The organism is Frigoribacterium sp. NBH87 (assembly GCF_014217665.1).
Classification (GTDB): domain Bacteria; phylum Actinomycetota; class Actinomycetes; order Actinomycetales; family Microbacteriaceae; genus Frigoribacterium; species Frigoribacterium endophyticum.
The window spans coordinates 480,987-505,699 of record NZ_CP043650.1 but is presented as its reverse complement, the minus strand read 5'-3'; the positions used below and the strand labels follow the sequence as shown (position 1 = coordinate 505,699).

The window sequence follows — 24,713 nt, the reverse complement described above, 5'->3', positions numbered from 1 at the left end:
TTCGATGACAGCCACCGCCACGCGTCCCACCACCGGTGGGACGTCCTCAGGTCAGGACTTCGGGGCCTCCAAGGTCGGCCGCAAGGGCAACGTCGTCGTGAGCTGGCTCACGTCGACCGACCACAAGACGATCGGGTACATGTACCTGATCGCGTCGTTCCTCTTCTTCTGCCTCGGCGGCGTGATGGCGCTGATCATCCGTGCGCAGCTGTTCGCGCCGGGCCTCGAGGTCGTCGCGACGAAGGAGCAGTACAACCAGCTCTTCACCATGCACGGCACGATCATGCTGCTGATGTTCGCGACGCCCCTGTTCTCCGGCTTCGCCAACGTGCTCATGCCGCTGCAGATCGGTGCCCCCGACGTCGCCTTCCCGCGGCTCAACGGCTTCGCCTTCTGGCTCTACCTCTTCGGCTCGCTCATCGCGGTGGCCGGCTTCCTCACCCCGCAGGGCGCGGCCTCGTTCGGGTGGTTCGCGTACGCACCGCTGTCCGACACCACGTTCTCACCAGGGCTCGGCGGCAACCTGTGGGTCTTCGGCCTCGGCATGACGGGCTTCAGCACGATCCTCGGCTCGGTCAACTTCATCACGACCATCGTGACCATGCGTGCGCCCGGCATGACGATGTGGCGCATGCCGATCTTCACCTGGAACACGCTGATCACCTCGATCCTCGTGATCATGGCCTTCCCCGTCCTGGCGGCGGCCCTGTTCGGCCTCGGCTTCGACCGGGTGTTCGACGCCCAGGTCTTCAACCCGGCCAACGGCGGCGCCATCCTCTGGCAGCACCTCTTCTGGTTCTTCGGCCACCCCGAGGTCTACATCATCGCCCTGCCGTTCTTCGGCATCATCAGCGAGGTCCTGCCGGTCTTCAGCCGCAAGCCGATCTTCGGCTACAAGACCCTCGTCTACGCGACGATCTCGATCGCGGCCCTGTCCGTCACCGTGTGGGCTCACCACATGTACGTGACCGGTTCGGTGCTGCTGCCGTTCTTCTCGCTGATGACGATGCTCATCGCCGTCCCCACGGGCGTGAAAATCTTCAACTGGATCGGGACGATGTGGCGCGGTTCCGTCACCTTCGAGACCCCGATGCTCTGGGCGATCGGCTTCCTCATCACGTTCACCTTCGGTGGGCTGACGGGCGTCATCCTCGCCTCGCCCCCGCTCGACTTCCACGTCTCGGACACGTACTTCGTCGTGGCGCACTTCCACTACGTGGTGTTCGGCACCGTCGTCTTCGCGATGTTCTCCGGCTTCTACTTCTGGTGGCCGAAGTGGACGGGCAAGATGCTCAACGAGCGTCTCGGCAAGATCCACTTCTGGATGCTGTTCGTCGGCTTCCACACCACGTTCCTCATCCAGCACTGGCTCGGCGTCATGGGCATGCCCCGTCGCTACGCGACGTACCAGCCCGAGGACCACTTCACTTGGATGAACCAGCTCTCGACGATCGGCTCGATGCTGCTCGGCATCTCGATCCTGCCGTTCCTGTACAACGTGTACATCACGGCTCGTCGGGCGCCCAAGGTCGAGGTGAACGACCCCTGGGGCTACTCCCGCTCCCTCGAGTGGGCCACGTCCTGCCCGCCGCCCCGCCACAACTTCACGTCGATCCCGCGCATCCGGTCGGAGTCGCCGGCGTTCGACCTGAACCACCCCGAGGCCGGCCTCCCCGTCGGCATCGGCCCGGCGAAGGACGCCCCGGATGCCCCGACGTACGACGCTTCCAGCGACAAGGTGAAGTAGGACCCCGATGAAGACCAACGCCACGCTGTTCTGGATCCTCGCGATCTTCTTCTTCGCCCTCTGCGCCGTGTACACGGTGTGGAACATCATCGACGTCAACCGCGTCGAGTGGGCCGGCACCATGGGCATCGGCCTCGCCGGCGCCCTGGGTGTGTTCCTCGCCTTCTACATGGGTCGCTCGCACGCCGCCCAGGGCGGTGAGCTGCCCGAGGACCGTCTCGACGCCAACATCGACGACGGCGACCCCGAGCTCGGGCACTTCAGCCCGTGGTCGTGGTGGCCCATCCTGCTGGCCTTCTCGTGCGGCCTGGTCTTCCTGGCCTTGGCGGTCGGCATGTGGATCATCTACATCGGCGGTGCGCTGATCGCCGTGTCGCTGGTCGGTTGGGTCTACGAGTACTACCGCGGCAACTTCGCCCACTAGTCCCTCAGCACGACCACGACGACGGCGCTCACCCTCTCCGGGTGGGCGCCGTCGGCGTCGTGTGCCCAGACGCTCTCAGGGTCGGCAGCGGGGGCCTGCGACAGGCTCTGACCCCTGACCATGGGGTGGAACGGTCTCGCCTACCGCCTGAGCCCTGTCGGTGCACTGGTGGAGGACGCACGGTCACCGTGGCCGCTCAGGATGACCGCGGACGCCGTGTGCGGGCCCGTTGCCTGTCGACACTTCGAGCCCGACCCGCTCCTCGGGTCCCTCCATGGGTGTGCTTGTGGGCGTGCGAGGGCTGAGCGGTCCAGGGGTGCCGTTGTTGCAGGGGTGAGGAGAGTTCCCGTCATCGCGGGCGCGTCACCGTTGACCCGCAGGGAGGGACGTGGACCCGCCGAAGGAACCGGGGAGCAACACAGGACGGCCCGGGTCCGTGGGCGTCGTCGCTGCTCTCCTGGTCATGAACGCCGGAGGGCCCGCGGTGCAGGACCACGTGAGCCGCTGAGCCGATGCTCAGGCGATGCACTGACGTCGCTGCATCGCGGGTGGGGCGGGTTCCCGTCATCGCGGGCGCGTCAGCGTCGACCCACTGTGAGGGACACGGACCCGCCGAGGGGTCCAGAGGCAACACGGGACTCCCGCGGTCAGCAGTGTCCGGTCCGGTGACTGGGGGAGCAGGGGCTGTCCGTGCCCGCCGCGCGCTCAACCTGCGCCGAGTGGAGGGGACCGCGCCGGGCCCGTCTCGTGTCGGATCGAGAGGCGCCGTCCATGCTCTCCCGCTCGTGAACGTCGAGGAAGAGAGGGCCGGAGCACTCGGGTGAGTGCCTGCGTGCCTCGACACTCGAGCCCGTCAGCCGGTGCCCATTCACTGCCCCATCAGTGGAGGGTCACCTGTGGAACACGGGTGGACGGGCTTGTCATCTCGGGCTCGTCAGCGTCGACCCGCCGCGAGGGACACAGACCCGCCGCGGTGACGAGGGGAGGAAACGGTCATCTGGCCGCTCTGCCGTCCGGCCTCCGCCCGAGCGGGCTTCAGCAGGCCCGAGCAGGCCCGAGCAGGCCCGAGCAGGCTCGAGCAGGCCCGAGCCGCGTGTCACGGGCCACGGGGCGCCCGTCGCCGGCTGCAGCAGACCCGTGGCGTTGCAGGCGTCACGGCGTCGGCATCACTGCCCGGTGGACCATGAACGACGAAGGGCCCGACTGCCGGAGCAGTCGAGCCCTTCTCGGTGGTGCAGGGATCAGTGCTGGTCGATCGACCGGCGCTCGTCACCGGAGGGGACGGCCTCGTGGTGCGAGGACTCGATCTCCGAGCGCTTCACCGGGGCGATGCGGTCCTCGAAGAAGAACGACGACACCGAGGCGCGGAGACGCTGCACGGGCGTGATCTGCCCGTTGGCGTTCGGACGGACCATGAGGGGCTCGTACTCGTTGAAGTTGAGCAGCTTCCAGCGCTCGTACTCGTCGAGCTGCTCGTGGACCTCGACGTACTCGCCGCCGGGGAGGCGGACGATGCGGCCCGACTCGTAGCCGTGGAGGGCGATCTCGCGGTCCTTCTTCTGGAGGGCGAGGCAGATCCTCTTCGTGATCATGAACGAAATGAACGGGCCGAGGATGAGGCAGGCCTGCACCGTGTGGATGACGTAGTTGAGGCTGAGGTGGAAGTGCGTCGCCATCAGGTCGGAGCTGGCGGCCGCCCAGAGGCTTGCGTAGACCACGATGCCGGCGGCACCGATGGCCGTGCGGGTCGGGGCGTTGCGCGGGCGGTCCAGGATGTGGTGCTCGCGCTTGTCGCCGGTGACCCAGGCCTCGAGGAACGGGTACAGCAGCACGGCCAGGATGAAGACGACCAGGACGGCGATGGGAGCCAGGATGTTCATCGAGACGGTGTAGCCGAACGCCACGAACTCCCAGCCCGGCGGCACGAGGCGCAGGGCGCCGTCCGCGAAGCCGATGTACCAGTCCGGCTGGGTGCCGGCGGAGACGGGGGAGGGGTCGTACGGGCCGTAGTTCCAGATCGGGTTGATCGTGAAGAGCGACGCGATGAGGACGAGGACACCGAAGACGATGAAGAAGAACCCACCGGCCTTCGCCGCGAAGACCGGCATGACCGGGACGCCGACGACGTTCTCGTTCGTCTTGCCGGGGCCCGCGAACTGCGTGTGCTTGTTGATGATGAGCAGCAGCAGGTGGACGCCGAGCAGGGCGATCAGGAGGGCGGGCAGCAGCATGATGTGCAGCGAGTAGAAGCGACCCACCATGTCGGTGCCCGGGAACTCGCCGCCGAAGAGGAGGTACGAGATCCAGACGCCGATGACCGGGATGCCCTTGACCATGCCGTCGATGATCCGCGCCCCGTTGCCGGAGAGGAGGTCGTCGGGCAGGGAGTAGCCGGTGAAGCCCTCGGCCATGGCCAGCACCCAGAGGGTGAAGCCGACGACCCAGTTGATCTCTCGCGGCTTGCGGAACGCGCCCGTGAAGTACACGCGCAGCATGTGCAGCATGATCGACGCCACGAAGAGCAGGGCCGCCCAGTGGTGGATCTGGCGGAACAGCAGACCACCGCGGATGTCGAACGAGATGTCGAGCGTCGACGCCATGGCGGCCGACATGTTGAGGCCCTTCAGCGGCACGTAGGAGCCGTTGTAGTTGACCTCAGCCATGGAGGGCTGGAAGAAGAACGTCAGGAATGTGCCCGACAGGAGGATCACCACGAACGAGTAGAGAGCCACCTCGCCCAGCATGAACGACCAGTGGTCGGGGAAGATCTTGCGACCGACCTCGCGGACGAGGCCCGACATGCTCGTGCGCTCGTCGATGTAGTTCGCCGTGGCGCCGAAGATCTTGTTCGTCCGGGTCGGCGCGAAGGCCGGCGCGGAGACTGTGGTGCCGTGCGACGACGGGGTCGTCGTGTCGGTACCCGGTGCAGGGGTGGTGGTGGTCACTTGGCGCGCTCCCAGAAGCTCGGGCCCACAGGTTCGTGGAAGTCGCTCTGCGCGACGAGGTACCCGTCAGCGTCCACGGCGATCGGCAGCTGCGGCAGCGGGCGCTTGGCCGGCCCGAAGATCACTTCGCAGTTGTTGGTCACGTCGAACGTCGACTGGTGGCAGGGGCAGAGCAGGTGGTGTGTCTGCTGCTCGTAGAGGGCCACGGGGCACCCCACGTGCGTGCAGATCTTGGAGTAGGCGACGATGCCGTCGTACTGCCAGTCCTCGCGTCCCTCGGGGATGTTGAGGTCCTCGGGCTTGAGACGCATGAGGAGGATCGCAGCCTTGGCTTTCTCCTCGAGCAGGTGCTCGGATTCGTTCAGGCTCTCGGGGATCACGTGGAAGACCGAGCCCAGGGTGACGTCCGAGGCCTTGATGCGAGCACCGGACGGGTCGCGGGTGAGGTGCATGCCCTCTTCCCACAACGTGTGACGGAGGACCTCGTTCGGGTCCTCGGCGGGAGCGAGGTCGCGGAAGAGCACGACCGCGGGGAGCGGGGTGGCGACGAGCGCGCCGATGAGGCTGTTGCGGATCAGCGCACGGCGCCCGAAGCCGGACTCCTGGTTGCCCAGGGCGAAGACCTCGACGGCCTTCCCGCGCGTCTCGTCCGTGCCGCGGGTGCTGTGACGCATCTCCGTGATCTCACGGGCGGGCATGAGGGTCTTGGACCAGTGGACGGCACCGATGCCGACGGACAGGAGCCCGAGAGCGATGCCGAGGCCGAGGAAGAGGTTGTTGAGCCGGACGGACCCCGAGTCGCCGGACGTGATCGGGAAGGCCACGTAGGCGCCGATGGCCGCGATGCTGCCGACGATCGAGAGGAAGAACCAGGTGCTGACCTGGCGCTCCGCACGCTTCTCGGCCCGCGGGTCGATGTCGGTGACGCGGTCGCGGTGCGGCGGCTCGCCCGGGTTCTCGAAGACGTCCGTCGTCAGGACGGCCGTGCCGGCCGAGACCCGTCGGGGCTCGTGCTTCTCGACAGCCGAGCCCGTCTCCGGGGCCTCGTCGTCGTGCTGTGCCATGGGTGCTGCCTTTCAGTGAAGTACGAGGAGGGCCGCTAGTTGGAGCGGGCCGTGAGCCAGATGGTCACGGCGACGATCGCTCCGAGGCCGAAGATCCAGATGAAGAGGCCCTCGGCCACCGGGCCGAGGCTGCCGAGCTCGAACCCGCCGGGCGACGGGTTCTTCTCCAGGTACTTGAGGTACGTGATGACGTCAGCCTTGTCCTGCGGGGAGAGGTTGAGGTCGTTGAAGACCGGCATGTTCTGCGGGCCGGTGAGCATGGCCTCGTAGATGTGGGCCTCGCTGACGCCCTTGAGCGAGGGCGCGTACTTGCCCTCCGTCAGGGCACCGCCGGCGCCGGCGACGTTGTGGCACATGGCGCAGTTGATGCGGAAGAGCTCGGCGCCGTTGGTGGTGTCGCCGTCCGCGGCGAGGTACTCCTCGTCGGGGATGGCGGGGCCGGGGGCCAGCGACGCGACGTAGGCCGCGAGGTCGGAGACCTGCTCGTCGGTGAACTGGACGGGCTTCTCCTCGGCCTGCGGGCCGTTGGCCGCCATCGGCATGCGACCCGTGCCGACCTGGAAGTCGACGGAGGCAGCGCCCACGCCGATCAGGCTGGGGCCGTCGCCGGTGCCGTCGGCCGACAGGCCGTGGCAGGTGGCGCAGTTGGACGCGAAGAGCTTCTGCCCCTCGTCGACGCTCTGCTGCGAGGCCGCTGCGGGGGCGGACTCCTCAGCGGTGGCGGTGGAGGAGAAGAGCGCGTAGGCGCCGCCGGTCGTGAGCAGGCCCACGAGGAGGAGCGACGCCGTGGCGACGGGGCTGCGGCGGCCGGTCTTGGCGGTGCGTCGCGAGGAGGAGCTTCTGGTGAACATGCTGTGCGAACTTTCCGATGCCTATTTGAGGACGTAGACGACCATGAAGAGGCCGATCCACACCACGTCGACGAAGTGCCAGTAGTACGAGACCACGATGGCGGTCGTGGCCTCCTTGTGACCGAAGTTCTTGGCCGCGAACGCGCGACCGATGGTCAGGAGGAAGGCGATCAGCCCGCCGATGACGTGGGCGCCGTGGAACCCGGTCGTCATGTAGAACGCGGAGCCGTAGGCGCTCGAGCTGAGCGTCACGTGCTCGGAGATGAGGTGGGCGTACTCGAAGACCTGGAGGCAGATGAAGACCGCGCCCATGGAGTACGTCAGGAAGAACCACTCGACCATGCCCCAGCTGCCGACCTGGAAGAGGCGACCGGTGCGGCGGGCCTGCATGCGCTCGGCGGCGAAGACGCCGAACTGGCACGTGACCGACGAGAGCACCAGGGTGATGGTGTTCGTGAGCGCGAACGGGACGTCGAGCTTGGCCGTCTCGGCGGCCCAGAGACCGGGGGACGTGCTGCGCAGCGTGAAGTAGATCGCGAACAGCCCGGCGAAGAACATGACCTCGCTGCCGAGCCACACGATGGTGCCCACGGCGACCGTGCTCGGGCGGTTGACGACCGGCGCGCTGGAAGGCCTGGAGAGAGAGGTACTTGTCACGCCGTCCATTATGCCTGGTAAGTCGCCCTGGGTTTGCGCAGGAAACTCCGCGCCGGGAATTTCTGTTGACGACGAGCTACTTGGCGTGCTCCGGCCCGACGCTAGCCTGGGCACATGACCCACGAGCTCGCCTGGCCTGCCCTCATCGACGCCCTCCTGGCGCGTCGTGACCTCTCGATCACCGAGGCCACGTGGGCCATGGAGCAGGTCATGACGGGGGAGGCGACGCCGGCTCAGCTGGCGGCCTTCCTGGTGGCCCTGCGGGCCAAGGGCGAGACCGTCGACGAGATCGTCGGGTTCCGTGACGCCGTCCTCGCGCACGCCGTGCCGCTGCCCGTGCCGTCCATGGCCGTCGACATCGTGGGCACCGGCGGCGACCGCTTCGGGACGGTCAACGTCTCGACGATGGCGTCGATCGTCGTCGCCGCGACGGGCGTGCCCGTCATCAAGCACGGCAACCGCGCCGCCAGCTCGTCGTCGGGGTCGTCGGACGTGCTGGCGGCGCTCGGCATCGACCTCACGCTGGGCGCGGAGCGCGTCGCGGAGGTGCTCGCCGACGCCGGGCTCACCTTCGCCTTCGCGGCGGCCTTCCACCCCGGCTTCGGGAACGCGGCGGCGGTCCGGCGCGAGATCGGCGTGCCGACCGTCTTCAACTTCCTCGGCCCGCTCGTCAACCCCGCCCGGCCCGAGGCCAGCGCCGTGGGGGTGGCCCAGCTCGACAAGGTGCCCCTGATCGTCGGCGTGTTCCAGACCCGAGGCGCGACCGCTCTCGTGTTCCGCGGCGACGACGGCCTGGACGAGCTGACCACGACCGGCCACAGCCACATCTGGGAGGTCTCGACCGGATCGGTCACCGAGCACGACCTCGACCCCCTCGACCTCGGCATCCCGCGGGCCCGCATCGCGGACCTCGTCGGGGGGGACGCCGAGCACAACGCGGCGATCGCCCGACGCGTCCTCGCGGGGGAGACCGGGCCCGTCCGCGACATCGTCCTGCTCAACGCCGCGGCCGGCCTCGTCAGCTACCGGCTGGCGGCCGACCAGTCGGAACGCGACCGTCCGATCGTCGCCCGCTTCCGTGAGCAGCTGGCCGTGGCCCGCGCGGCGATCGACGGCGGCGCCGCCGCCGCCAAGCTCGACGAGTGGGTCGCAGCGACCCGACGGTCCTGACCCCCGGGTCCTGACCGGACCGTCTCGACCCGCCGAGCGCCGGGGTCGACGCCCCCGAGTACGGAAGAAGGGCCCGTTCCGAGGAACGGGCCCTTCTCCCTGCCGTCGACGCGTCAGCGCCGTGTCGTCAGCACCGTGTCGTCAGCACCGACGTCAGTTGACGTCCTCGTCGACCCAGTCGAAGGTCTTCGTGACGGCCTTCTTCCAGAGGCGGAGCGTGCGGTCGCGCTCGTCGGACTCGATGGCAGGAGTCCAGCGCTTGTCCTCCTGCCAGTTCGAGCGCAGGTCGTCGAGCGTCTCCCAGAAGCCGACCGCGAGGCCCGCGGCGTACGCGGCGCCGAGGGCGGTGGTCTCGGCGACGACCGGACGCACCACGGGCACGTTCAGGATGTCGGCCTGGAACTGCATCAGGGCGTCGTTGCCGGTCATGCCGCCGTCGACCTTGAGCTCCGTGAGGTCGACGCCCGAGTCGGCGTTGACCGCGTCGAGCACCTCGCGGGTCTGGAAGGCGGTCGCCTCGAGCGCAGCACGGGCGATGTGGCCCTTGTTGACGTAGCGCGTGAGGCCGACGAGGGCACCACGGGCGTCCGAGCGCCAGTACGGGGCGAACAGGCCCGAGAACGCGGGCACGAAGTAGACGCCGCCGTTGTCGTCGACCGTCTTGGCGAGCTCCTCGACCTCGGGGGCCGAGCCGATGATGCCGAGGTTGTCGCGCAGCCACTGGATCAGCGAGCCGGTGACAGCGATGGAACCTTCGAGCGCGTAGTGCGGAGCCGCGTCGCCGAGCTTGTAGCCCAGCGTCGTGAGCAGCCCGTTCTTCGAGTGGACGATCTCCTCGCCCGTGTTGAAGATGAGGAAGTTGCCCGTGCCGTAGGTGTTCTTCGACTCGCCCTGGTCGAACGCCGCCTGGCCGAAGGTCGCGGCCTGCTGGTCGCCCAGGATGCCGGCGATCGGGACCTCGCGGAGGAGGCTGGAGGCCTCGACGGTGCCGTAGACCTCGGACGAGCTCTTGATCTCGGGGAGCATCGAGCGGGGGACGTCGAAGGCCTCGAGGATGTCGTCGCGCCACTCGAGCGTCTCGAGGTCCATGAACAGGGTGCGCGAGGCGTTGGTGACGTCGGTGACGTGCACGCCTCCGTCGGTGCCGCCGGTCAGGTTCCAGAGGACCCAGGTGTCGGTCGTGCCGAAGAGCAGGTCGCCGGCCTCGGCCTTCTCGCGGGCGCCCTCGACGTTCTCGAGGATCCAGACGACCTTGGTGCCCGAGAAGTAGGTCGCGAGCGGCAGGCCGACGATCGGCTTGAACCGCTCGACGCCGCCGTCCGCCGCGAGGCGGTCGACGATCGACTGGGTGCGGGTGTCCTGCCAGACGATGGCGTTGTAGACGGCCTTGCCGGTGGTCTTGTCCCACACGACGGCGGTCTCACGCTGGTTGGTGATGCCCACGGCCTTGATGTTGTGGCGCGTGATGTCGGCGCGCGACAGGGCCTGGCCGATGACCTCGCGGACGTTCTCCCAGATCTCGGCGGGGTCGTGCTCGACCCACCCGGCGCGCGGGAAGATCTGCTCGTGCTCCTTCTGGCCGGTCGCCACGATCGACCCGGAGTGGTCGAAGATGATGGCGCGGGTGCTGGTGGTGCCCTGGTCGATCGCCAGGATGTAGTCGTCGCTCACGGGTGGTTCTCCTTCGTCGTTGATGGTGTCGACCACGGCACGGCGGGTGCGCCTCGGGTGGGCACGGCCGTGCCGCGGTCAGCGGTGAGTCGGTGTGGGGGTCAGGCGGCCAGGGGCAGCAGCGCGCCCGAGACCACGGCGGCGAGGGCGCCGCCGACCAGGGGGCCGACCACGGGGACCCAGGCGTACGACCAGTCGCTCGAGCCCTTGCCCTTGATGGGCAGGAAGGCGTGGGCGATGCGCGGGCCGAGGTCACGGGCCGGGTTGATGGCGTAGCCGGTCGGGCCGCCGAGGGAGGCGCCGATCGCGATCACGAGGAAGGCGACGGGGATGGCGCCCAGCTCGGCCGGGGTGCCGCCGTTGGTGAAGCCGATGACCACGAACACGAAGGCGAACGTCGCGATGATCTCGGTGACGAGGTTCCAGCCGTAGTTGCGGATGGCAGGGCCGGTGGAGAAGACGCCGAGCTTGGCCGCGGGGTCGGGCTCCTCGTCGAAGTGGTTCTTGTACACGAGCCACACGAGGACGGCACCGATGACGGCTCCGATCATCTGGGCGGCCAGGTACACGAGGAACGCGACGAAGTCGATGTTGCCGAGGATCAGCTGCGCGAGGCTGACGGCCGGGTTGAGGGCCGCGCCGGAGGAGTACGACACCGTGACGGCGGCGAAGACCGCGAGCCCCCAGCCGAAGTTGACCATCAGCGTCCCGCCGTTGAAGCCCTTCGACTTCGTGAGGGCCACGTTGGCGACGACGCCGCCACCGAGCAGGATGAGCATGGCCGTGCCCACCACTTCAGAGAGAAAAATAAGTCCCAGGTCCACGTCGACCTTCCTTAGTCGTCGGGCGGGGTGCGACTGTGCACCACCGCGGTGAGCGTGTGGCCTCACCATAGACCCGGGCAACCCTCAGGAAGGTAGCCGAATCACCCGAGATGCACATATGTGCACGGAGCAGGTGCGCACGGCTCGGGGGGTAGCTTCTGACCAGGACGGTGCGAGCCTGCGCACCGCCGCCCGTTCCAGGGAGGAACTTCGATGAAGAAGCTCATCAACGATCCGAAGGACGTCGTCGAGGAGGCGGTGGCCGGCATGGGCCTCGCCCACCCGGGGCTCCTGCGGGTGTCTCACGACCCGACCTTCGTGACCCGCGCCTCCGGCCCGGTCAGCGGCAAGGTCGCGATCGTCAGCGGGGGAGGGAGCGGCCACGAGCCGCTGCACGCCGGCTTCGTCGGCCCGGGCATGCTGAGCGCCGCGGTGCCCGGACCCGTCTTCACGTCGCCCACGCCCGACCCGGTCGTCGCGGCCACGCAGGCCGTCGACGGGGGAGCCGGCGTCCTCTACATCGTGAAGAACTACACCGGCGACGTCCTGAACTTCGAGACGGCAGCCGACCTCGCCGGGGCAGAGGGCGTCACCGTGGAGACGGTCGTCGTCGACGACGACGTCGCGGTCAAGGACTCCACCTACACGGCCGGCCGTCGCGGCGTCGCCGGAACGGTCGTCGTCGAGAAGACCGCCGGCGCGGCCGCCGAGCGCGGCCACAGCCTCGAGCAGGTCGCCGAGATCGCCCGCCGGACGAACGCCGCCACCCGCACGATGGGCGTCGCGCTCACCGCCGGCGTGGTGCCGCACGCGGGGGAGCCCAGCTTCACCCTCGCCGACGACGAGGTCGAGATCGGCATCGGCATCCACGGCGAGCCCGGTCGCGAGCGCGTGCCGCTCGAGCCCGTCGACCGCATCGTCGACCGCCTGCTCGGCGCCGTCCTCGACGACCTGGGCACCGCCTCCGGCGACCGCGTCCTGCTGTTCGTCAACGGCATGGGCGGCACCCCGCTCGTCGAGCTCTACGTCGCCTTCCGCCGGGCGGCCGAGCTGCTCGCCGAGCGCGGCGTCGAGGTCGCCCGCACGCTCGTCGGCGACTACGTCACCTCGCTCGAGATGCAGGGCATGTCGATCACCGTGACCCGTCTCGACGACGAGCTCACCGAGCTCTGGGACGCTCCGGTCGAGACGGCCGCCCTCCGGTGGGGCCGGTGAGCCCGCTGCTCCGCCCCGCCGCCCCCCGCACCGCCGACCCCCGCACCGCACCCCCACGAGGAGGAGACGCATGACACTTGACGCGACCTGGACCCGCGCCTTCATCGAACGGACGGCCGACGTGGTGCGCGAGCAGCGCGCCGCGCTGGTCGAGCTGGACCGCGAGATCGGCGACGGCGACCACGGCGAGAACCTGGAGCGCGGCTTCTCGGCCGTGCGGGCCAAGCTCGGCCAGCAGCCCGAGGGCGCAACGCCCGGCCAGCTGCTGAAGATGGTCGCCACGACCCTCATCTCCACCGTCGGGGGAGCCTCCGGCCCGCTGCTCGGTACGGCGTACCTCAAGGGGGCCGCGGCCCTCGGCGACGCGACCGAGCTCGACTCCGCGGCGGTCGTGGCCTTCCTCACGGCGGCACGGGACGGCGTCGTGCTGCGCGGCAAGGCCGAGGTGGGCGACAAGACGATGATCGACGCGTGGACGCCGGCCGTCGAGGCCGCCGGCCTCGCGGCGGGCGACGGGGCCGAGCCGGCCGCCGTGCTGCGTGCCGCCGCCGACGCCGCCGCGGAGGGCGCAGCGTCGACCGAGCCTCTCGTCGCCCGCAAGGGCCGGGCCAGCTACCTCGGCGAGCGGGCGGTGGGGCACCGCGACCCGGGGGCGCAGTCGTCGTCGCTCATCCTCGCCGCGGCCGCCGAGGCCGCCGCGACCCCCGCCGCCGCCGCGACCACCGGGGAGGCGTGACCGTGGCCGGCGTGGGCATCGTCGTCGTCTCGCACAGCGCGGCGATCGCCGAGGGCACCGTCGAGCTCGCTCGCCAGATGGCGCCGACCACGACCCTCGTGGCCGCGGGCGGCACCGACGAGGGCGGCCTCGGCACGAGCTTCGACAAGATCTCCGCGGCGCTCTCGGCCGCCGACACGGGCCAGGGCGTCGTGGTGCTCTGCGACCTGGGCTCGGCGATCCTCACCACCGAGACCGCCGTCGACTTCCTCGACGACGAGGAGGCCGCGCGGGTCGTGCTGGCCGACGCGCCCGTCGTCGAAGGCACCGTCGCCGCGGCCGTCTCGGCGGAGACCGGCGGCACGCTGCAGGAGGTCGCCGCGGCCGCCCGCACCGCCTCCGGGGTCGCCGACCCGCACCGGGACGAACGCGAGCTCCGCGGCGGCGACGCGGTCGAGCGCTCGGTCGTCCTCGTCAACGAGTCGGGGCTGCACGCCCGGCCGGCCGCCGACCTCGTCACGCACGCGTCGCGCTTCCAGGCCGACGTCACGGTGAACGGCGTCGACGCGAAGAGCCTCCTGCGCATCATGGGCCTCGGTCTCGGCAAGGGCTCGACGGTGGCGATCATGGCCACCGGCCCCGACGCGGCCCAGGCCGTCGACGACCTCGTGGCCCTGGTCGAGGGCGGCTTCGGCGAGGGCTGACCCGACCCGACGTCGCCACGCCACCACGACGGTGGCGCCGACGACGACGCCGACAGCGGGCGTCCCGGGCTCAGGCCCGGGGCGCCCGCCGTCGCACGTGGCGGGTGAGCAGGAGGTCGCCCGCGACGAGCACGTGCGCCAGCTCGAGCTCGCGGAGGTCGCCGGCGACCCCGGTCGTCGAGCGGGCGATGCGGGGGCCGACGCCGCCCTCCAGGGTCGGCGAGTGCGTGAGGAAGAGCTCGTCGACCTCGTCCGCGGCGACGAGGTCGCCGAAGAGGGTCGGCCCGCCCTCGCAGTGCAGCTGCCGGAGGCCCCGGGCGACCAGGGCCTCGCGCAGGAGGCGCGGGTCGACGCGGTCGCGGCCGCACGCGACGACGTCGGCGACGCCCTCGAGGGCCCTCCGCGCCTCCGGGTCCGCCTGGTCGGTGGTGAGCACGACCGGGCGCACCGGCGCGTCGCGGAGGACGGGGCTGCCGGGGTCGAGCCGGAGCGTCGCGGAGACCAGCGCGAAGACGGGGTGGTCGGGCAGCCCGCGCCCGCGGCGCCACGCGACGGAGGCGTCGTCGAGGCGCATCGGGCCGTAGCCCTCGTCGCGCACCGTGCCCGCCCCGACCACCACGACGTCCGAGACGCGGCGCAGCAGGTCGAAGACCCTCTTGTCGGCCGGCCCGCCGAGGCTGCCCGAGAGGCCGTCCGCCGTGGACGAGCCGTCGAGCGTCGAGACGAAGTTCACGCGGAGGCGCGGCTCGGCGCGGTCGCCGGGGTCGATCATCGCCAGCAGCTGGTCGTCGTCGAGGTCGACGCCGGTCGGGTCGGGCGGCAGCAGGCGGCGGAGGGCGGCCGGGTCGGCGACCGGGTCGGGGGCGGGCTGGTCGGGCACGGGGGCTCCTAGACGTCGTGTCGGGCGAGCAGCGGGGCCCGCCACCCCAGGATGCCCTCAAGCATGCGGACGGCGTCCACCGCCGAGGGCACGTCGTGCATCCGCACGACGCGCGCGCCGAGCAGCACGCACGCGGTCGCCGCCGCCAGCGTGCCGGCCAGGCGGTCGGGCTTCTCGCGGTCGAGCATCTCGCCGATGAAGTCCTTGTTCGAGACGGCGGCCAGCACGGGGAAGCCGAGGGCCGCGACCTCGCCGAGGCGCCGGGTCAGCTCGAGGGTGTGCACGGTGGCCTTGTTGAGGTCGTGGCCGGGGTCGACGACGATCCTCTCCTCGGGCACCCCCCGGGCCAGTGCGAGGTCGACGCGCCGGGACAGGAGGTCGACGACCTCGCGCGCGACGTCGTCGTAGCGGGGGTGCGGCCACGCGGTGCGCGGCGGGGCGAGGCTGTGGGTCACCACGAGGGTCGCCTCGCTGTCGGCGACGACGTCGGCGAGACGCGGGTCGTGCAGGGCGGTCGTGTCGTTGACGACCGACGCACCGGCGCGGATCGCCGCGGCCGCGACCTCGGGGCGGAAGGTGTCGACCGACACGACCACGTCCGACTCGGCGACCAGCGCCTCCACCACCGGCAGGACGCGGTCGAGCTCGTCGGCCGCCGAGAGCTCGGGCCCCGGCTTGAAGGGCACGCCCCCGACGTCGACCCAGTCGGCGCCCTGCCCCGCGGCGGCCACGGCGGCCGCGACCGCGCTGTCGAGGGCGAAGGTGCGCCCCTGGTCGAAGAACGAGTCGGGCGTCCGGTTGACGATCGCCATCACCGCGACCTGACGCGAGAAGTCGAACGTGCGACGGCCGATGCGGCGCACGGGCACCCGCAGCGGCACGGTGCCCAGCCCGGCCGGCAGCGGTGCCGGGTCAGCCACGGGGCGCCCCGATCAGCGCCATCGCCTCGGTGCGGGCGGCCGCGTCGCCGAGGCTGCCGCGGCTCGCCAGCGTCACGGTCGAGCTCTGCGTCTGGCGCGGCCCCCGCGTCGTCACGCAGCCGTGGACAGCCTCGAGCACGACGAGCACGCCCGTGGGGGAGAGCCCCTCGTCGAAGGCGTCGGCGATCTCCTCGCCCAGCTTCTCCTGCAGCTGCGGCCGCGAGGCGAGGGCGTCGACGACGCGGGGCACGCTGCCGAGGCCGACGATCGAGGCGCCGGGGACGTACGCGACGTGGGCCACGCCGAGGAACGGCAGCAGGTGGTGCTCACAGACCGAGCGGAACTGCACGTCGCGCACGACGACCACCTCGCCGAGCTGGCCCGGCTCGGCCGGCACCGAGGAGGCGCGGACGAGCTCGGTCGCGTCCGTCCCCGTCCCCGAGAAGAACTCCGCGTACGCCTCCGCGACGCGCCGGGGCGTGTCGTGGAGGCCCGGGCGCCCCGGGTCGTCGCCCACGGCCGCGAGGATCTCGAGCACGGCGGCCTCGATGCGGGGCCGGTCGACGGGGGAGTGGCTCATGCAGCCAGTGTCGCAGGCCCCCGGCCGGACGTCAGCCGGGCGTCCCCGGCCTCGACCGACGGGGCGGCCGGGGGCGGTCGACCGGCGGGGCGGTCAGCCGTCGGAGCCCGGGCGCGACTCGTGGTGGCGTCGGCCGTGGCTGCGCCGCGCCTCCTTCATCTCGGACTCGAAGAGGTGACGGCGCCCGCCGACGAGGTCCTCGCGGACGGCCGCCTCGCCCGCCCGGAGGGCGCTCCAGTAGCCGGCGTCGTAGTCCTCGACGAGCTGGAAGGTCCAGCGGCCCTCGACGACGTTGCGGCCCACCACGTCGCGCTCCAGCCGGTCGGCGTGCTCGTGGTGCCCCGCCTCGCGGAGGAGGTCCACGGCCTCGCCGAGCGCCAGGTCGGCGGTGCCGGTCAGCCGGTGGAAGCCGTAGAGCAGGCCCCGGGCGTGCTCCACGGCCTCGAGGGCCTCCGACAGCTTGCCGAGGGCCTCGACGGTGGCGTCGTCGACGCTGGCCGGGCGGACGTGCGCGTCGTCCGGTCCGTCGTCGGGCACGGGCGCGGGGGAGTCGCGGGTCGTCGCGTCGGGGGAGCCGGGGGTCACGGGGGCGGTCTCGTCGTCCATGACCCGACCCAACCACCGGGGCGGCGGGTAGCGTCCGCGGGGTGACGACGACCCCGGACCGCCCCGCCCGACGACGGCTGCTGCTGCCCGGCCAGTGGGGGCCCGCCTTCGACGACGGGGGAGAGGTGCTCGTCGTCGAGGCCCTCGACGAGTTCTCCCGCCGCCCGCTGCACCGGGCCAAGGCGCACCTCTGGCTCTCGGCGCTCCGTCACCGGGTCGCCGAGCTCGGCGACCGCGCGGAGCACGTCCGGGTCGACCGCCTCGCCGACGCCCTCGCCGGGCGCGGCGACCTCGAGGTGGTGGACCCGCCCAGCCGCCACCTCCGCGCGGTCGTGCGCGCCGCCTCCCCGGCGGTCGTCGTCCTGCCGAGCCGCGGCTTCGTCACCAGCGAGGCCGACTTCGCCGACTGGGTCGCCGCCCGCCCCGGCCGCCTCCTCATGGAGGACTTCTACGAGGCCGTCCGGAGGCGCGAGGGCTTCCTGATGGAGGGGCCCGCCCCGGTCGGTGGCCGGTTCAGCTACGACGACGAGAACCGCCACGCGCCTCCCCGCGGCGCGGCCGGCCTGGGCCTGCCCGACCCCGTCTGGCCCGTCGAGGACGAGATCGACGCCGAGGTACGCGAGCAGCTCGACGCCTGGCGCGACGCCGGCCTCGTGACGTTCGTGGGGGAGGACGACCGTCGCCGGTTCGCCGTCACGGCCGAGGAGGCGGAGGCGGCGCTCGAGGACTTCGTCGAGACGCGGCTCGGCGACTTCGGCCCCTTCGAGGACGCCATGCTGTCGGGCGACTGGACGATGGCGCACTCGCTGCTGAGCGTGCCGATGAACCTCGGCGTGCTCGACCCGCGCCACGTGGTCGAGCGGGTGCTGCGGGCCTTCGAGGGAGGCGCGCCGCTCACCAGCGTCGAGGGCTTCGTCCGACAGGTGGTCGGCTGGCGCGACTGGGTGTGGCACCTCTACTGGCACCTGGGGGAGTTGTACGTCGACGACAACGACGCCCTGGGCGCCCGGGTGGAGCTGCCCGTGTGGTGGCGCGGTCTCGACTCGTCGGGGGTCGAGGCGGCCTGCCTGTCGGACGCGCTCGAGGTCGTCTCGCGGCACGGCTGGACGCACCACATCCAGCGCCTGATGATCCTCGGCAACTGGTCGCTGCAGCGCGGCTACCGGCCCGACCAGCTGACCGAGTGGTTCACCGACGTCTTCGTCGACGGCACCGACTGGGTGATGCCCGCGAACATCGTCGGGATGTCGCAGCACGCCGACGGCGGAGTCGTCGCGACCAAGCCCTACGCGGCCGGCGGTCGCTACATCGACAAGATGAGCGACCACTGCGGCTCGTGCCGGTTCTCGCCGACCGTGCGGGTCGGCGATGACGCGTGCCCGTTCACCGCGGGCTACTGGGCGTTCCTGCACCGGGCCGAGCCGGCGCTCCGCGACAACGCCCGCATGCGGAACCCGCTGCGGCAGATGCGCGGGCTCGACGACCTCGAGGCCGTGGTCGCTCAGGAGGCGGCACGCGAGATGCCGTGAGGGTCCCGGGGAGGGCCTGAGCGCTCCTCGTTCACGTTCAAGCTGACATAATGTGCATTATCGGTCACACCGAGAGCGGCCAGAAGGGGTGGGGTCGACGCCGTCAGAGCCCGCTTTGTGCAGGACGCCGCTCAGCGACCTGCGCGCAGCGCCTCGGCCACCGTGGCGGCGAGGTCGACGGGCTCGACGGGGTCGGTCGTCGACTCCAGCTCGTCGAGGCTGAACCAGCGCGACTCCAGGATGTCGACCCGTTCGTCGTCGGTCCAGTCGTCGTCGACGACCTCGAAATGAGGCAGTCTCACGACGAAGAACTCGGCGTGCCCGTGCGTGTGGTCGGCGGCGTCCCAGGGCACATCGAAGTCGTCGACCCTGACCACGGGGCCGACCTCGGCGACCACCTGGCCGGTCTCCTCGTGCAGCTCCCGGACCGCCGCCTCCTCGTGCGACTCCCCCGGGTCCACGCCGCCTCCCGGCGTGATCCAGCGGGCCGCGCCGCTCGTGTCGGGCGCCTTCGTCATCATGAGCAGCAGTCGATCGTGCTCGTCGAGGACGAGGAGGCGCGACGTCGGCCGGACGATCCGCTCGGTCACGAGGCGCCGCCTACGCGACGGGGACGAAGTCGGAGGTGTCGCCGACGAGGCGCGTGCGGTCGGCGGGCACCGGGTCGACCGCGGCCGAGGCGACCTCGGCGGCGAACTCGGCGACGTTGTAGAGCTTGCCGGCGCTCTCCTTGCGCGACGAGATGGCCCCGGGGTTCGAGCGCTCGAGCAGCGTCGCCGTGATGGTGCCCTCGATCATGTCGCCGGAGACCACGACGAACTCGACGCCGGCGGCCTCGAGCTGCGGCACCATCTCGAGCAGCGCGTCCTCCCCCGCACGCTTGCTGAGGGCCACGGGGAGGTACTCGGGCATCGTCTCGGTGGTGCGGATGAAGTGCGCCTGGTGGCTCGTCACGAAGACGACCCGCGAGCCCGGCTGCAGCAGGGGCAGCGCCGCGGTGAGGAGGGCGACCTGGGCGTCGCGGTTGAGCTTCAGCGCGTAGTCCTCGGCCATGCCGCTCTCCATGCCGCCGGAGGCGTTCATCACGAGGACGTCGAGGCCGCCGAGGCGCTCGGAGACCGTCGCGAACATCGCGTCGACGCTCTCCGGGTCGGTGAGGTCGGCGCCCACCGCGAAGGCGGTGCCGCCCGCGGCCTCGATCTTCTCGACGAGCTGCTGGGCGCGCTTCTCCTTGTTGCGGTAGTTCACGACGACCGACGCGCCGGCTTCGGCGAAGTAGCGCACCGTGTCGGCCCCGATGCCCCGGGACGAGCCGGTGACCAGGGCGCGGGTGCCGGTGAGGGATCCTGCGGCGAGGGGGTTGGACACGGCGGGGGCTCCAGTCTGTGGGGCGGCACCGGCTCGGTCGCGGCGCCGGGTGGCGGCTCGGGGTCGTCGGACGACCCGTCCGAGCGTACCGCCCGACGGATGTCGGCGACGTGCGCTAGCGTCGAGGGAACGAAGGAGGCCGACGTGGACGTCGTCACCCAGTACGCGTGGATCATCTGGATCGCCCTGGTCCTGCTCTTCGTCGTGGTCGAGGTCACCACCCTCGAGCTGACCTTCCTCATGCTCGCGATCGGCAGCGTGGGCGGCCTGCTCGCCGACCTCTTCGGCGCACCGTGGTGGCTGCAGGTCGTCGTGGCCGCCGTGCTCGCGGTGCTCCTCCTCTTCACCGTCCGGCCTCCCCTGCTCCGCGCCCTCGGCCGGGGCGGCGACCCGACGCCGAGCAACGTCGAGGCCCTCCTCGGCCTGCGCGGCACCGTCGTCGTCGCGCTCGGCTCCGACGCCGGGCAGGTCAAGCTCACCAACGGCGACACCTGGACGGCGCGCCTCCTGCCCACCGGGTCGGCGAAGGCGCCCGCCGGGGCCGTGCCCCCGGCCGTCCTCGACACCGGCAGCACCGTCGTCGTCACCGCCATCGAGGGGTCGACCGCCCTGGTCGTCCCCGCCTAGAAGGGACCCTGCATGGACTCCTCCGTCAGCGCCGGCACCATCGCGACGATCGTGGTCGTCGCGATCGTCGTCGTCCTCGTCCTGGTCGTGCTCTTCCGCGCGGTCCGCATCATCCCGCAGGCCAGCGCCGGCGTGGTGGAGAGGCTCGGCAAGTACCACAAGACCCTCCTCCCCGGGCTGAACCTCCTCGTGCCCTTCATCGACCGGGTCCGTCCCCTCATCGACATGCGCGAGCAGGTCGTCTCCTTCCCGCCGCAGCCGGTCATCACGGAGGACAACCTCGTCGTGTCGATCGACACGGTCGTCTACTTCCAGGTCACCGACGCCCGGGCCGCGACCTACGAGATCGCGAACTACCTCGGGGCGGTCGAGCAGCTCACGACGACCACGCTCCGCAACGTGGTCGGCGGCCTGAACCTCGAGGAGGCCCTGACGAGCCGCGACAACATCAACGGCCAGCTGCGCATCGTCCTCGACGAGGCGACCGGCAAGTGGGGCATCCGCGTCGGCCGCGTCGAGCTCAAGGCCATCGACCCGCCCGCCTCGATCCAGGACTCCATGGAGCAGCAGATGCGCGCCGAGCGGAGCCGCCGGGCCGCGATCCTCACCGCCGAGGGCACCAAGCAGTCGCAGATCCTCGAGGCCGAGGGCATGCGCCAGTCGGCCATCCTCCGCGCCGAGGGCGAGGCGAAGGCCCAGGTGCTCCGCGCCCAGGGCGAGGCGGAGGCCATCGACACCGTCTTCAACGCCATCCACCAGGGCGACCCCGACCCCAAGCTGCTCGCCTACCAGTACCTGCAGACCCTGCCGAAGCTGGCTGAGGGGTCGGCCAACAAGCTCTGGATCATCCCGAGCGAGCTGACCGAGGCGCTGTCGGGCATCGGCCAGGGCTTCTTCGCCCCGAAGAACCCGGACGCCCCCGGCTGGACGCCGAAGCCGACCACGAAGGTCTCGGAGATGTCGACCACCCCCGACCTCGCCACGACCGTCGACCTCGAGGCGGAGCCCGACCTCGGGTTCCCGACCGCGACCACGCCGGGCAGCACGAGCCGGTCGGAGACCGGCGCGACGGGCACGGGCACGGGCACCGGCTCGGGCTCGGCCACCGGCACGGCCGCGCCTGACGCGGTGACGCCCGACGAGGGCACCACGCCGCCGGCGGCCCCGGCCGCTCCGTAGTGGAGGCGGGCGGCGCCTCCGGCTGGTTCGGCCCCACCGGGCCCCGGGTGCTCGCGCACCGGGGCCTCGCGGTCGACGCGCCGGAGAACACCATGCTCGCGTTCGCCCGGGCCGTGGCGGCGGGTGCCGACTACGTCGAGACCGACGTGCACGCCACCCGCGACGACGTGGCCGTGGTCTGTCACGACGACGACCTCCGTCGCGTCGCCGGCCGGCCCGTGCGCGTCCGGGACCTCACCCTCGCCGAGCTGAGCCTGGTGCGCCTGCCCGACGACCAGGAGGTGCCGACGCTCGAGCAGGCCCTCGACGCGTTCCCGGAGACCCGCTTCAACATCGACGTCAAGGTGGCGGAGGCGGTCGACCCGACCGTGCGCGCGATCCGTCGAGTGGGTGCGCAGAGCCGGGTGCTGCTCACGTCGTTCGACCAGCGGATCCGCCGTCGCGTGGTGGACGCGCTGCCCGGCGTGGCCACCTCGGCGTCCTCCCCCGGCGTCGTGGGCGTGATGGCCGCCTCCCTCGTCCCGGTCACGGCCGTGCGGCACGCCCTGCTCCGGCGCGTCCTGCGCGGCTGCGGCGCCGTGCAGGTGCCGGAGAGCTGGGGGCGGCTGCGCGTCGTGACGGCGGCCCGCGTCGCCGACCTGGCGGCCGTGGGCGTCGAGACGCACGTCTGGACGGTCAACGACCCCGCCGTGATGCGCCGGCTGCTCGCCCTCGGCGTGCACGGCATCGTCACCGATCGTGCCGACCTCGCCCTCGTCGAGGTCGGCCGGGGTGCTGCCGATCCTCTGTGAACAGACTGTGAATGTCTCTCACCTGAAACATCACGGCACGCTCTGACGTTAGAACGGGAGATCGCACCGCGAGAGGAGACCACACGCATGGCAGATCGCAGTTTGCGCGGGATGAGACTCGGTAGTCAGAGCCTCCAGAGCGAAGAGGGAGTCGAGTTCTCCCCCCGGAAGAAAGCCGTCTACCAGACGGAGGACGGCCAGACGTTCGACATGGTGTTCTCTGCTGAGGCAGAGGTGCCCGAGATCTGGCAGTCGCCGAAGAGCGGGCAGGAAGGCCGGCTGCTGTCGGCCGACGGCAAGCCCGTCGAGATCGAGGAGGGCGTCGTCAAGGTGCCCCGTACCCACTGGGACATGCTGCTCGAGCGCCGCTCACGCGACGAGCTCGAGGAGCTGCTGCAGGAGCGTCTGACCTTCCTCCGGGCCCGGCGTGGCCAGGAGAAGATCGGCGCGTGAAGATCGGGGCCTGAAGTTCGGCGCCCGACGATCGGCGCCTGACGCCGCTCCCCCACGACGCCCGGTCACCGTACGGTGGCCGGGCGTCGTCGTGCCCGGGGGCGGTCGGTGCCGGGATGGTCAGCGCCGGGCAGGGAGGTCGAACTGGCTCGGGTCGTCCAGCTCCTCGTCGAGCGAGCGCGGCCGACGGCCCGGGCGGAGGCGCGGGTCGGCCAGCTCGGGCCAGGCCGCGGTCTCGAGGGCGCGGCGTCGGCGCGACCGGCGACCACCGATCATGACCCGGGCGAGCACGAGGGCCGCCAGCCCGAGGAACGAGACGAACAGCTCGACGGCGCGGCTGGCCACGACGGCGGGCGTCGTGCCGGTGCCCAGGTCGACGGTGTGGACCATGGTGCCGGCGGTGAAGTCGGTGACGCCGGCCACGATCTGCCCGTCGGCGTCGATGACCCGGCTGGAGGCCACCGTGGAGACGCTGACCACGGGCCGGGCCGTCTCGAGGGCCCGCAGTCGCGTGATGGCCAGCTGCTGGGCGTTCTCGTCGGTGTCGCCGAAGTCGGCGTTGTTGGTCTGGGCGACGATCACCTGGGCGCCGTCGCGCATCATGTTCGTGATGAGCTGGTCGTCGACGATGTCGAAGCAGATCGAGATGCCGGCGACGAAGTCGCCGATCGGCATCGCCTCCGGGCGGGTGCCCGGCGTGTAGTCGCGAGCGATGAGGTCGATCAGGTCGGGGGCGAAGGGCCGCCAGAAGGAGCGGTCGGGCACGTACTCGCCGAAGGGGACGGGGTGCTTCTTGTCGTACTGGCCGGCGACCGCGCCGTCCTCCCAGAGGATCGACGAGTTCCAGGCCTCCTCGCCGTCGTCGGACTGGGTGATGACGCCGGAGAGGAGCGGGGCGTCGTACCCGTCGCTGACGGCGTCGAAGACGTAGCGGCCGTAGGCGTCGCGGGTGGGGTCGCGGTCGCTGCCGCCCTCGGGCCACACGATGAGGTCGAGGTCGGAGCCAGCGGGCAGCCCCGACATGGCGAGCACCTGCGAGTTGAGCAGGTCGCCGGGCTCGCGCTCGTCGAAGTAGCCCGCGGGCCCGTTGCCCTGGACGCCGGCGATCGTGGCCGTGCCCGACGACGTCGTCGGCCACGCGGGGACGGCGAGGACGGCCGTGACGGCGACCGCGCCGGCGAGGACCCGCGTCGACGCCCGCACGTCGGCCCGGAGCGCCAGCTCGAGGACCGCCGCCACGAGCGCCACCATGAGGAACGAGAGGCCGGAGATGCCGACCCACGCGACGAGCGGGCCGAAGGGGCTCTGCGACTGGCTGAGGGCCACACGGCCCCAGGCGAACCCGCCGTAGGGCCAGTTGCCGGCGACGAACTCGCGCAGGGTCCAGAGGCCGGCGACGACCACCGGGAGGAGCACGGTCGTGCCGACGGCCCCGGGCCAGATGCGGGGCACCCAGCGGTACGCGAGCGTGACGAGCACCGCTCCCCCGGCGAAGAACAGGGCCTCGAGCGTCGACAGGGCCGCCCACGGCAGGGCTCCGAGGTACAGGCTCGTCCACGAGATGTGGACGAGGTAGAACGAGAGCCCGGCGACGAGCCCGACCAGGAAGGCCGACCCGGCCCGTCGGCCGCGGAGGCTGAGGAGCACCAGGCCGATGCCGACGAACGTGAGGGGCCACACGTCGCCGTCGGGGAACCCGGCGTCGAGCACGACGCCCGACCCGGCCGCGACCACGAGGGCGAGCCAGAGCGGCAGACGGAGGGCGGTCACTCGGGTGGGCACCGTGCGATTCT

24 protein-coding genes are annotated in these 24,713 nt (G+C 71.4%); 11 read left to right on the top strand and 13 right to left on the bottom strand.

The annotated features are described in order from the left end of the window. Window positions 1-4: 4 nt before the first annotated feature. Together ctaD and F1C15_RS02385 are read left to right on the top strand one after the other, a co-directional pair. Window positions 5-1,747 carry a cytochrome c oxidase subunit I gene (gene ctaD, locus F1C15_RS02390; protein WP_185232737.1) on the top strand — a complete coding sequence of 581 codons (1,743 nt, stop codon included), beginning with the start codon at window positions 5-7 and terminating at the stop codon, window positions 1,745-1,747. A gap of 7 nt (window positions 1,748-1,754) precedes the next feature. Further along, window positions 1,755-2,171: a cytochrome c oxidase subunit 4 gene (locus tag F1C15_RS02385; protein WP_056055023.1), complete on the top strand. Its 417-nt coding sequence runs from the start codon at window positions 1,755-1,757 to the stop codon at window positions 2,169-2,171. A gap of 1,241 nt (window positions 2,172-3,412) precedes the next feature. On the opposite strand, the gene F1C15_RS02380 is transcribed toward F1C15_RS02385, so the two are convergent. Genes F1C15_RS02380 through F1C15_RS02365 form a run of 4 tightly spaced genes read right to left on the bottom strand, consistent with a single transcriptional unit; the run spans window position 3,413 to window position 7,697 of the window. Continuing rightward, window positions 3,413-5,116, bottom strand: coding sequence for a cytochrome bc complex cytochrome b subunit (locus tag F1C15_RS02380; RefSeq protein WP_370543613.1), 1,704 nt, complete (start codon window positions 5,114-5,116; stop codon window positions 3,413-3,415). After that, complete coding sequence (locus tag F1C15_RS02375) at window positions 5,113-6,180, bottom strand: ubiquinol-cytochrome c reductase iron-sulfur subunit (RefSeq protein ID WP_185232735.1); 1,068 nt, start codon at window positions 6,178-6,180, stop codon at window positions 5,113-5,115. Before F1C15_RS02375 ends, F1C15_RS02380 begins: the two co-directional genes overlap by 4 nt. A 35-nt stretch (window positions 6,181-6,215) precedes the next feature. Continuing rightward, entirely contained in the window at window positions 6,216-7,031 is an 816-nt protein-coding gene (locus F1C15_RS02370) for a c-type cytochrome (RefSeq protein WP_167259243.1), read from the bottom strand. A 21-nt stretch (window positions 7,032-7,052) separates the two neighbouring features. Then, on the bottom strand, window positions 7,053-7,697 hold the full coding sequence (locus F1C15_RS02365; protein ID WP_082514370.1) for a heme-copper oxidase subunit III: 645 nt from the start codon (window positions 7,695-7,697) through the stop codon (window positions 7,053-7,055). A gap of 105 nt (window positions 7,698-7,802) precedes the next feature. On the opposite strand from F1C15_RS02365, the gene trpD reads away from it, so the two are divergent. Next, window positions 7,803-8,858: an anthranilate phosphoribosyltransferase gene (gene trpD / locus F1C15_RS02360; RefSeq protein ID WP_056055009.1), complete on the top strand. Its 1,056-nt coding sequence runs from the start codon at window positions 7,803-7,805 to the stop codon at window positions 8,856-8,858. Between the two features lie 153 nt (window positions 8,859-9,011). Here the strand turns inward: trpD and glpK are convergent, their stop codons facing one another. Both glpK and F1C15_RS02350 read right to left on the bottom strand, forming a co-directional pair. Then, window positions 9,012-10,529: a glycerol kinase GlpK gene (gene glpK / locus F1C15_RS02355; protein WP_056055003.1), complete on the bottom strand. Its 1,518-nt coding sequence runs from the start codon at window positions 10,527-10,529 to the stop codon at window positions 9,012-9,014. A 101-nt stretch (window positions 10,530-10,630) separates the two neighbouring features. Beyond that, window positions 10,631-11,308, bottom strand: coding sequence for an MIP/aquaporin family protein (locus F1C15_RS02350; protein WP_056055941.1), 678 nt, complete (start codon window positions 11,306-11,308; stop codon window positions 10,631-10,633). A gap of 258 nt (window positions 11,309-11,566) precedes the next feature. Here F1C15_RS02350 and dhaK point away from each other — a divergent pair, with 258 nt between their 5' ends. The 3 genes from dhaK to dhaM all read left to right on the top strand — a co-directional run bounded on the left by dhaK (window position 11,567) and on the right by dhaM (window position 13,987). Then, entirely contained in the window at window positions 11,567-12,568 is a 1,002-nt protein-coding gene (gene dhaK / locus F1C15_RS02345) for a dihydroxyacetone kinase subunit DhaK (protein WP_185232731.1), read from the top strand. A gap of 70 nt (window positions 12,569-12,638) precedes the next feature. Next, window positions 12,639-13,304, top strand: a complete 666-nt coding sequence (gene dhaL, locus F1C15_RS02340; RefSeq protein WP_185232729.1) for a dihydroxyacetone kinase subunit DhaL — start codon at window positions 12,639-12,641, stop codon at window positions 13,302-13,304. Continuing rightward, complete coding sequence (dhaM, locus tag F1C15_RS02335) at window positions 13,301-13,987, top strand: dihydroxyacetone kinase phosphoryl donor subunit DhaM (RefSeq protein ID WP_235491179.1); 687 nt, start codon at window positions 13,301-13,303, stop codon at window positions 13,985-13,987. Before dhaL ends, dhaM begins: the two co-directional genes overlap by 4 nt. Before the next feature lie 70 nt (window positions 13,988-14,057). Here the strand turns inward: dhaM and F1C15_RS02330 are convergent, their stop codons facing one another. The 4 genes from F1C15_RS02330 to F1C15_RS02315 form a co-directional block, all read right to left on the bottom strand. After that, the gene (locus F1C15_RS02330; protein ID WP_255465431.1) at window positions 14,058-14,867 is read right to left on the bottom strand and encodes a pyrimidine reductase family protein; all 810 of its coding nucleotides are present in this window, start codon (window positions 14,865-14,867) and stop codon (window positions 14,058-14,060) included. Window positions 14,868-14,875: 8 nt separating this feature from the next. Then, window positions 14,876-15,787 (bottom strand): dihydropteroate synthase, encoded by a 912-nt coding sequence (folP, locus tag F1C15_RS02325; protein ID WP_255465430.1) that lies wholly within the window; start codon window positions 15,785-15,787, stop codon window positions 14,876-14,878. After that, window positions 15,780-16,367 carry a GTP cyclohydrolase I gene (folE, locus tag F1C15_RS02320; RefSeq protein WP_056054986.1) on the bottom strand — a complete coding sequence of 196 codons (588 nt, stop codon included), beginning with the start codon at window positions 16,365-16,367 and terminating at the stop codon, window positions 15,780-15,782. The genes folP and folE overlap by 8 nt, the downstream gene beginning before the upstream one ends. Before the next feature lie 93 nt (window positions 16,368-16,460). Next, complete coding sequence (locus tag F1C15_RS02315) at window positions 16,461-16,973, bottom strand: hypothetical protein (protein ID WP_255465429.1); 513 nt, start codon at window positions 16,971-16,973, stop codon at window positions 16,461-16,463. A 41-nt stretch (window positions 16,974-17,014) separates the two neighbouring features. Between F1C15_RS02315 and F1C15_RS02310 the strand changes: the two genes are divergently transcribed. After that, window positions 17,015-18,502, top strand: a complete 1,488-nt coding sequence (locus F1C15_RS02310) for a cryptochrome/photolyase family protein (RefSeq protein ID WP_255465427.1) — start codon at window positions 17,015-17,017, stop codon at window positions 18,500-18,502. A 131-nt stretch (window positions 18,503-18,633) separates the two neighbouring features. Here F1C15_RS02310 and F1C15_RS02305 read toward each other — a convergent pair whose 3' ends face one another. After that, window positions 18,634-19,092 carry an NUDIX hydrolase gene (locus tag F1C15_RS02305; RefSeq protein ID WP_255465426.1) on the bottom strand — a complete coding sequence of 153 codons (459 nt, stop codon included), beginning with the start codon at window positions 19,090-19,092 and terminating at the stop codon, window positions 18,634-18,636. Between the two features lie 10 nt (window positions 19,093-19,102). Beyond that, on the bottom strand, window positions 19,103-19,870 hold the full coding sequence (locus F1C15_RS02300; RefSeq protein ID WP_167259235.1) for an SDR family oxidoreductase: 768 nt from the start codon (window positions 19,868-19,870) through the stop codon (window positions 19,103-19,105). 144 nt (window positions 19,871-20,014) lie between these two features. Between F1C15_RS02300 and F1C15_RS02295 the strand changes: the two genes are divergently transcribed. The 4 genes from F1C15_RS02295 (at window position 20,015) to F1C15_RS02280 (ending at window position 22,920) form a co-directional block, all read left to right on the top strand. Further along, entirely contained in the window at window positions 20,015-20,497 is a 483-nt protein-coding gene (locus F1C15_RS02295; RefSeq protein WP_255465425.1) for an NfeD family protein, read from the top strand. Window positions 20,498-20,509: 12 nt separating this feature from the next. Further along, entirely contained in the window at window positions 20,510-21,676 is a 1,167-nt protein-coding gene (locus tag F1C15_RS02290) for an SPFH domain-containing protein (RefSeq protein WP_185232725.1), read from the top strand. Further along, window positions 21,676-22,467 (top strand): glycerophosphodiester phosphodiesterase family protein, encoded by a 792-nt coding sequence (locus F1C15_RS02285; RefSeq protein ID WP_255465424.1) that lies wholly within the window; start codon window positions 21,676-21,678, stop codon window positions 22,465-22,467. Before F1C15_RS02290 ends, F1C15_RS02285 begins: the two co-directional genes overlap by 1 nt. An 87-nt stretch (window positions 22,468-22,554) precedes the next feature. Then, entirely contained in the window at window positions 22,555-22,920 is a 366-nt protein-coding gene (locus tag F1C15_RS02280; RefSeq protein ID WP_056054962.1) for an RNA polymerase-binding protein RbpA, read from the top strand. Window positions 22,921-23,040: 120 nt separating this feature from the next. Here F1C15_RS02280 and lnt read toward each other — a convergent pair whose 3' ends face one another. After that, window positions 23,041-24,702: an apolipoprotein N-acyltransferase gene (gene lnt, locus F1C15_RS02275; protein ID WP_185232723.1), complete on the bottom strand. Its 1,662-nt coding sequence runs from the start codon at window positions 24,700-24,702 to the stop codon at window positions 23,041-23,043. Window positions 24,703-24,713: the final 11 nt, after the last annotated feature.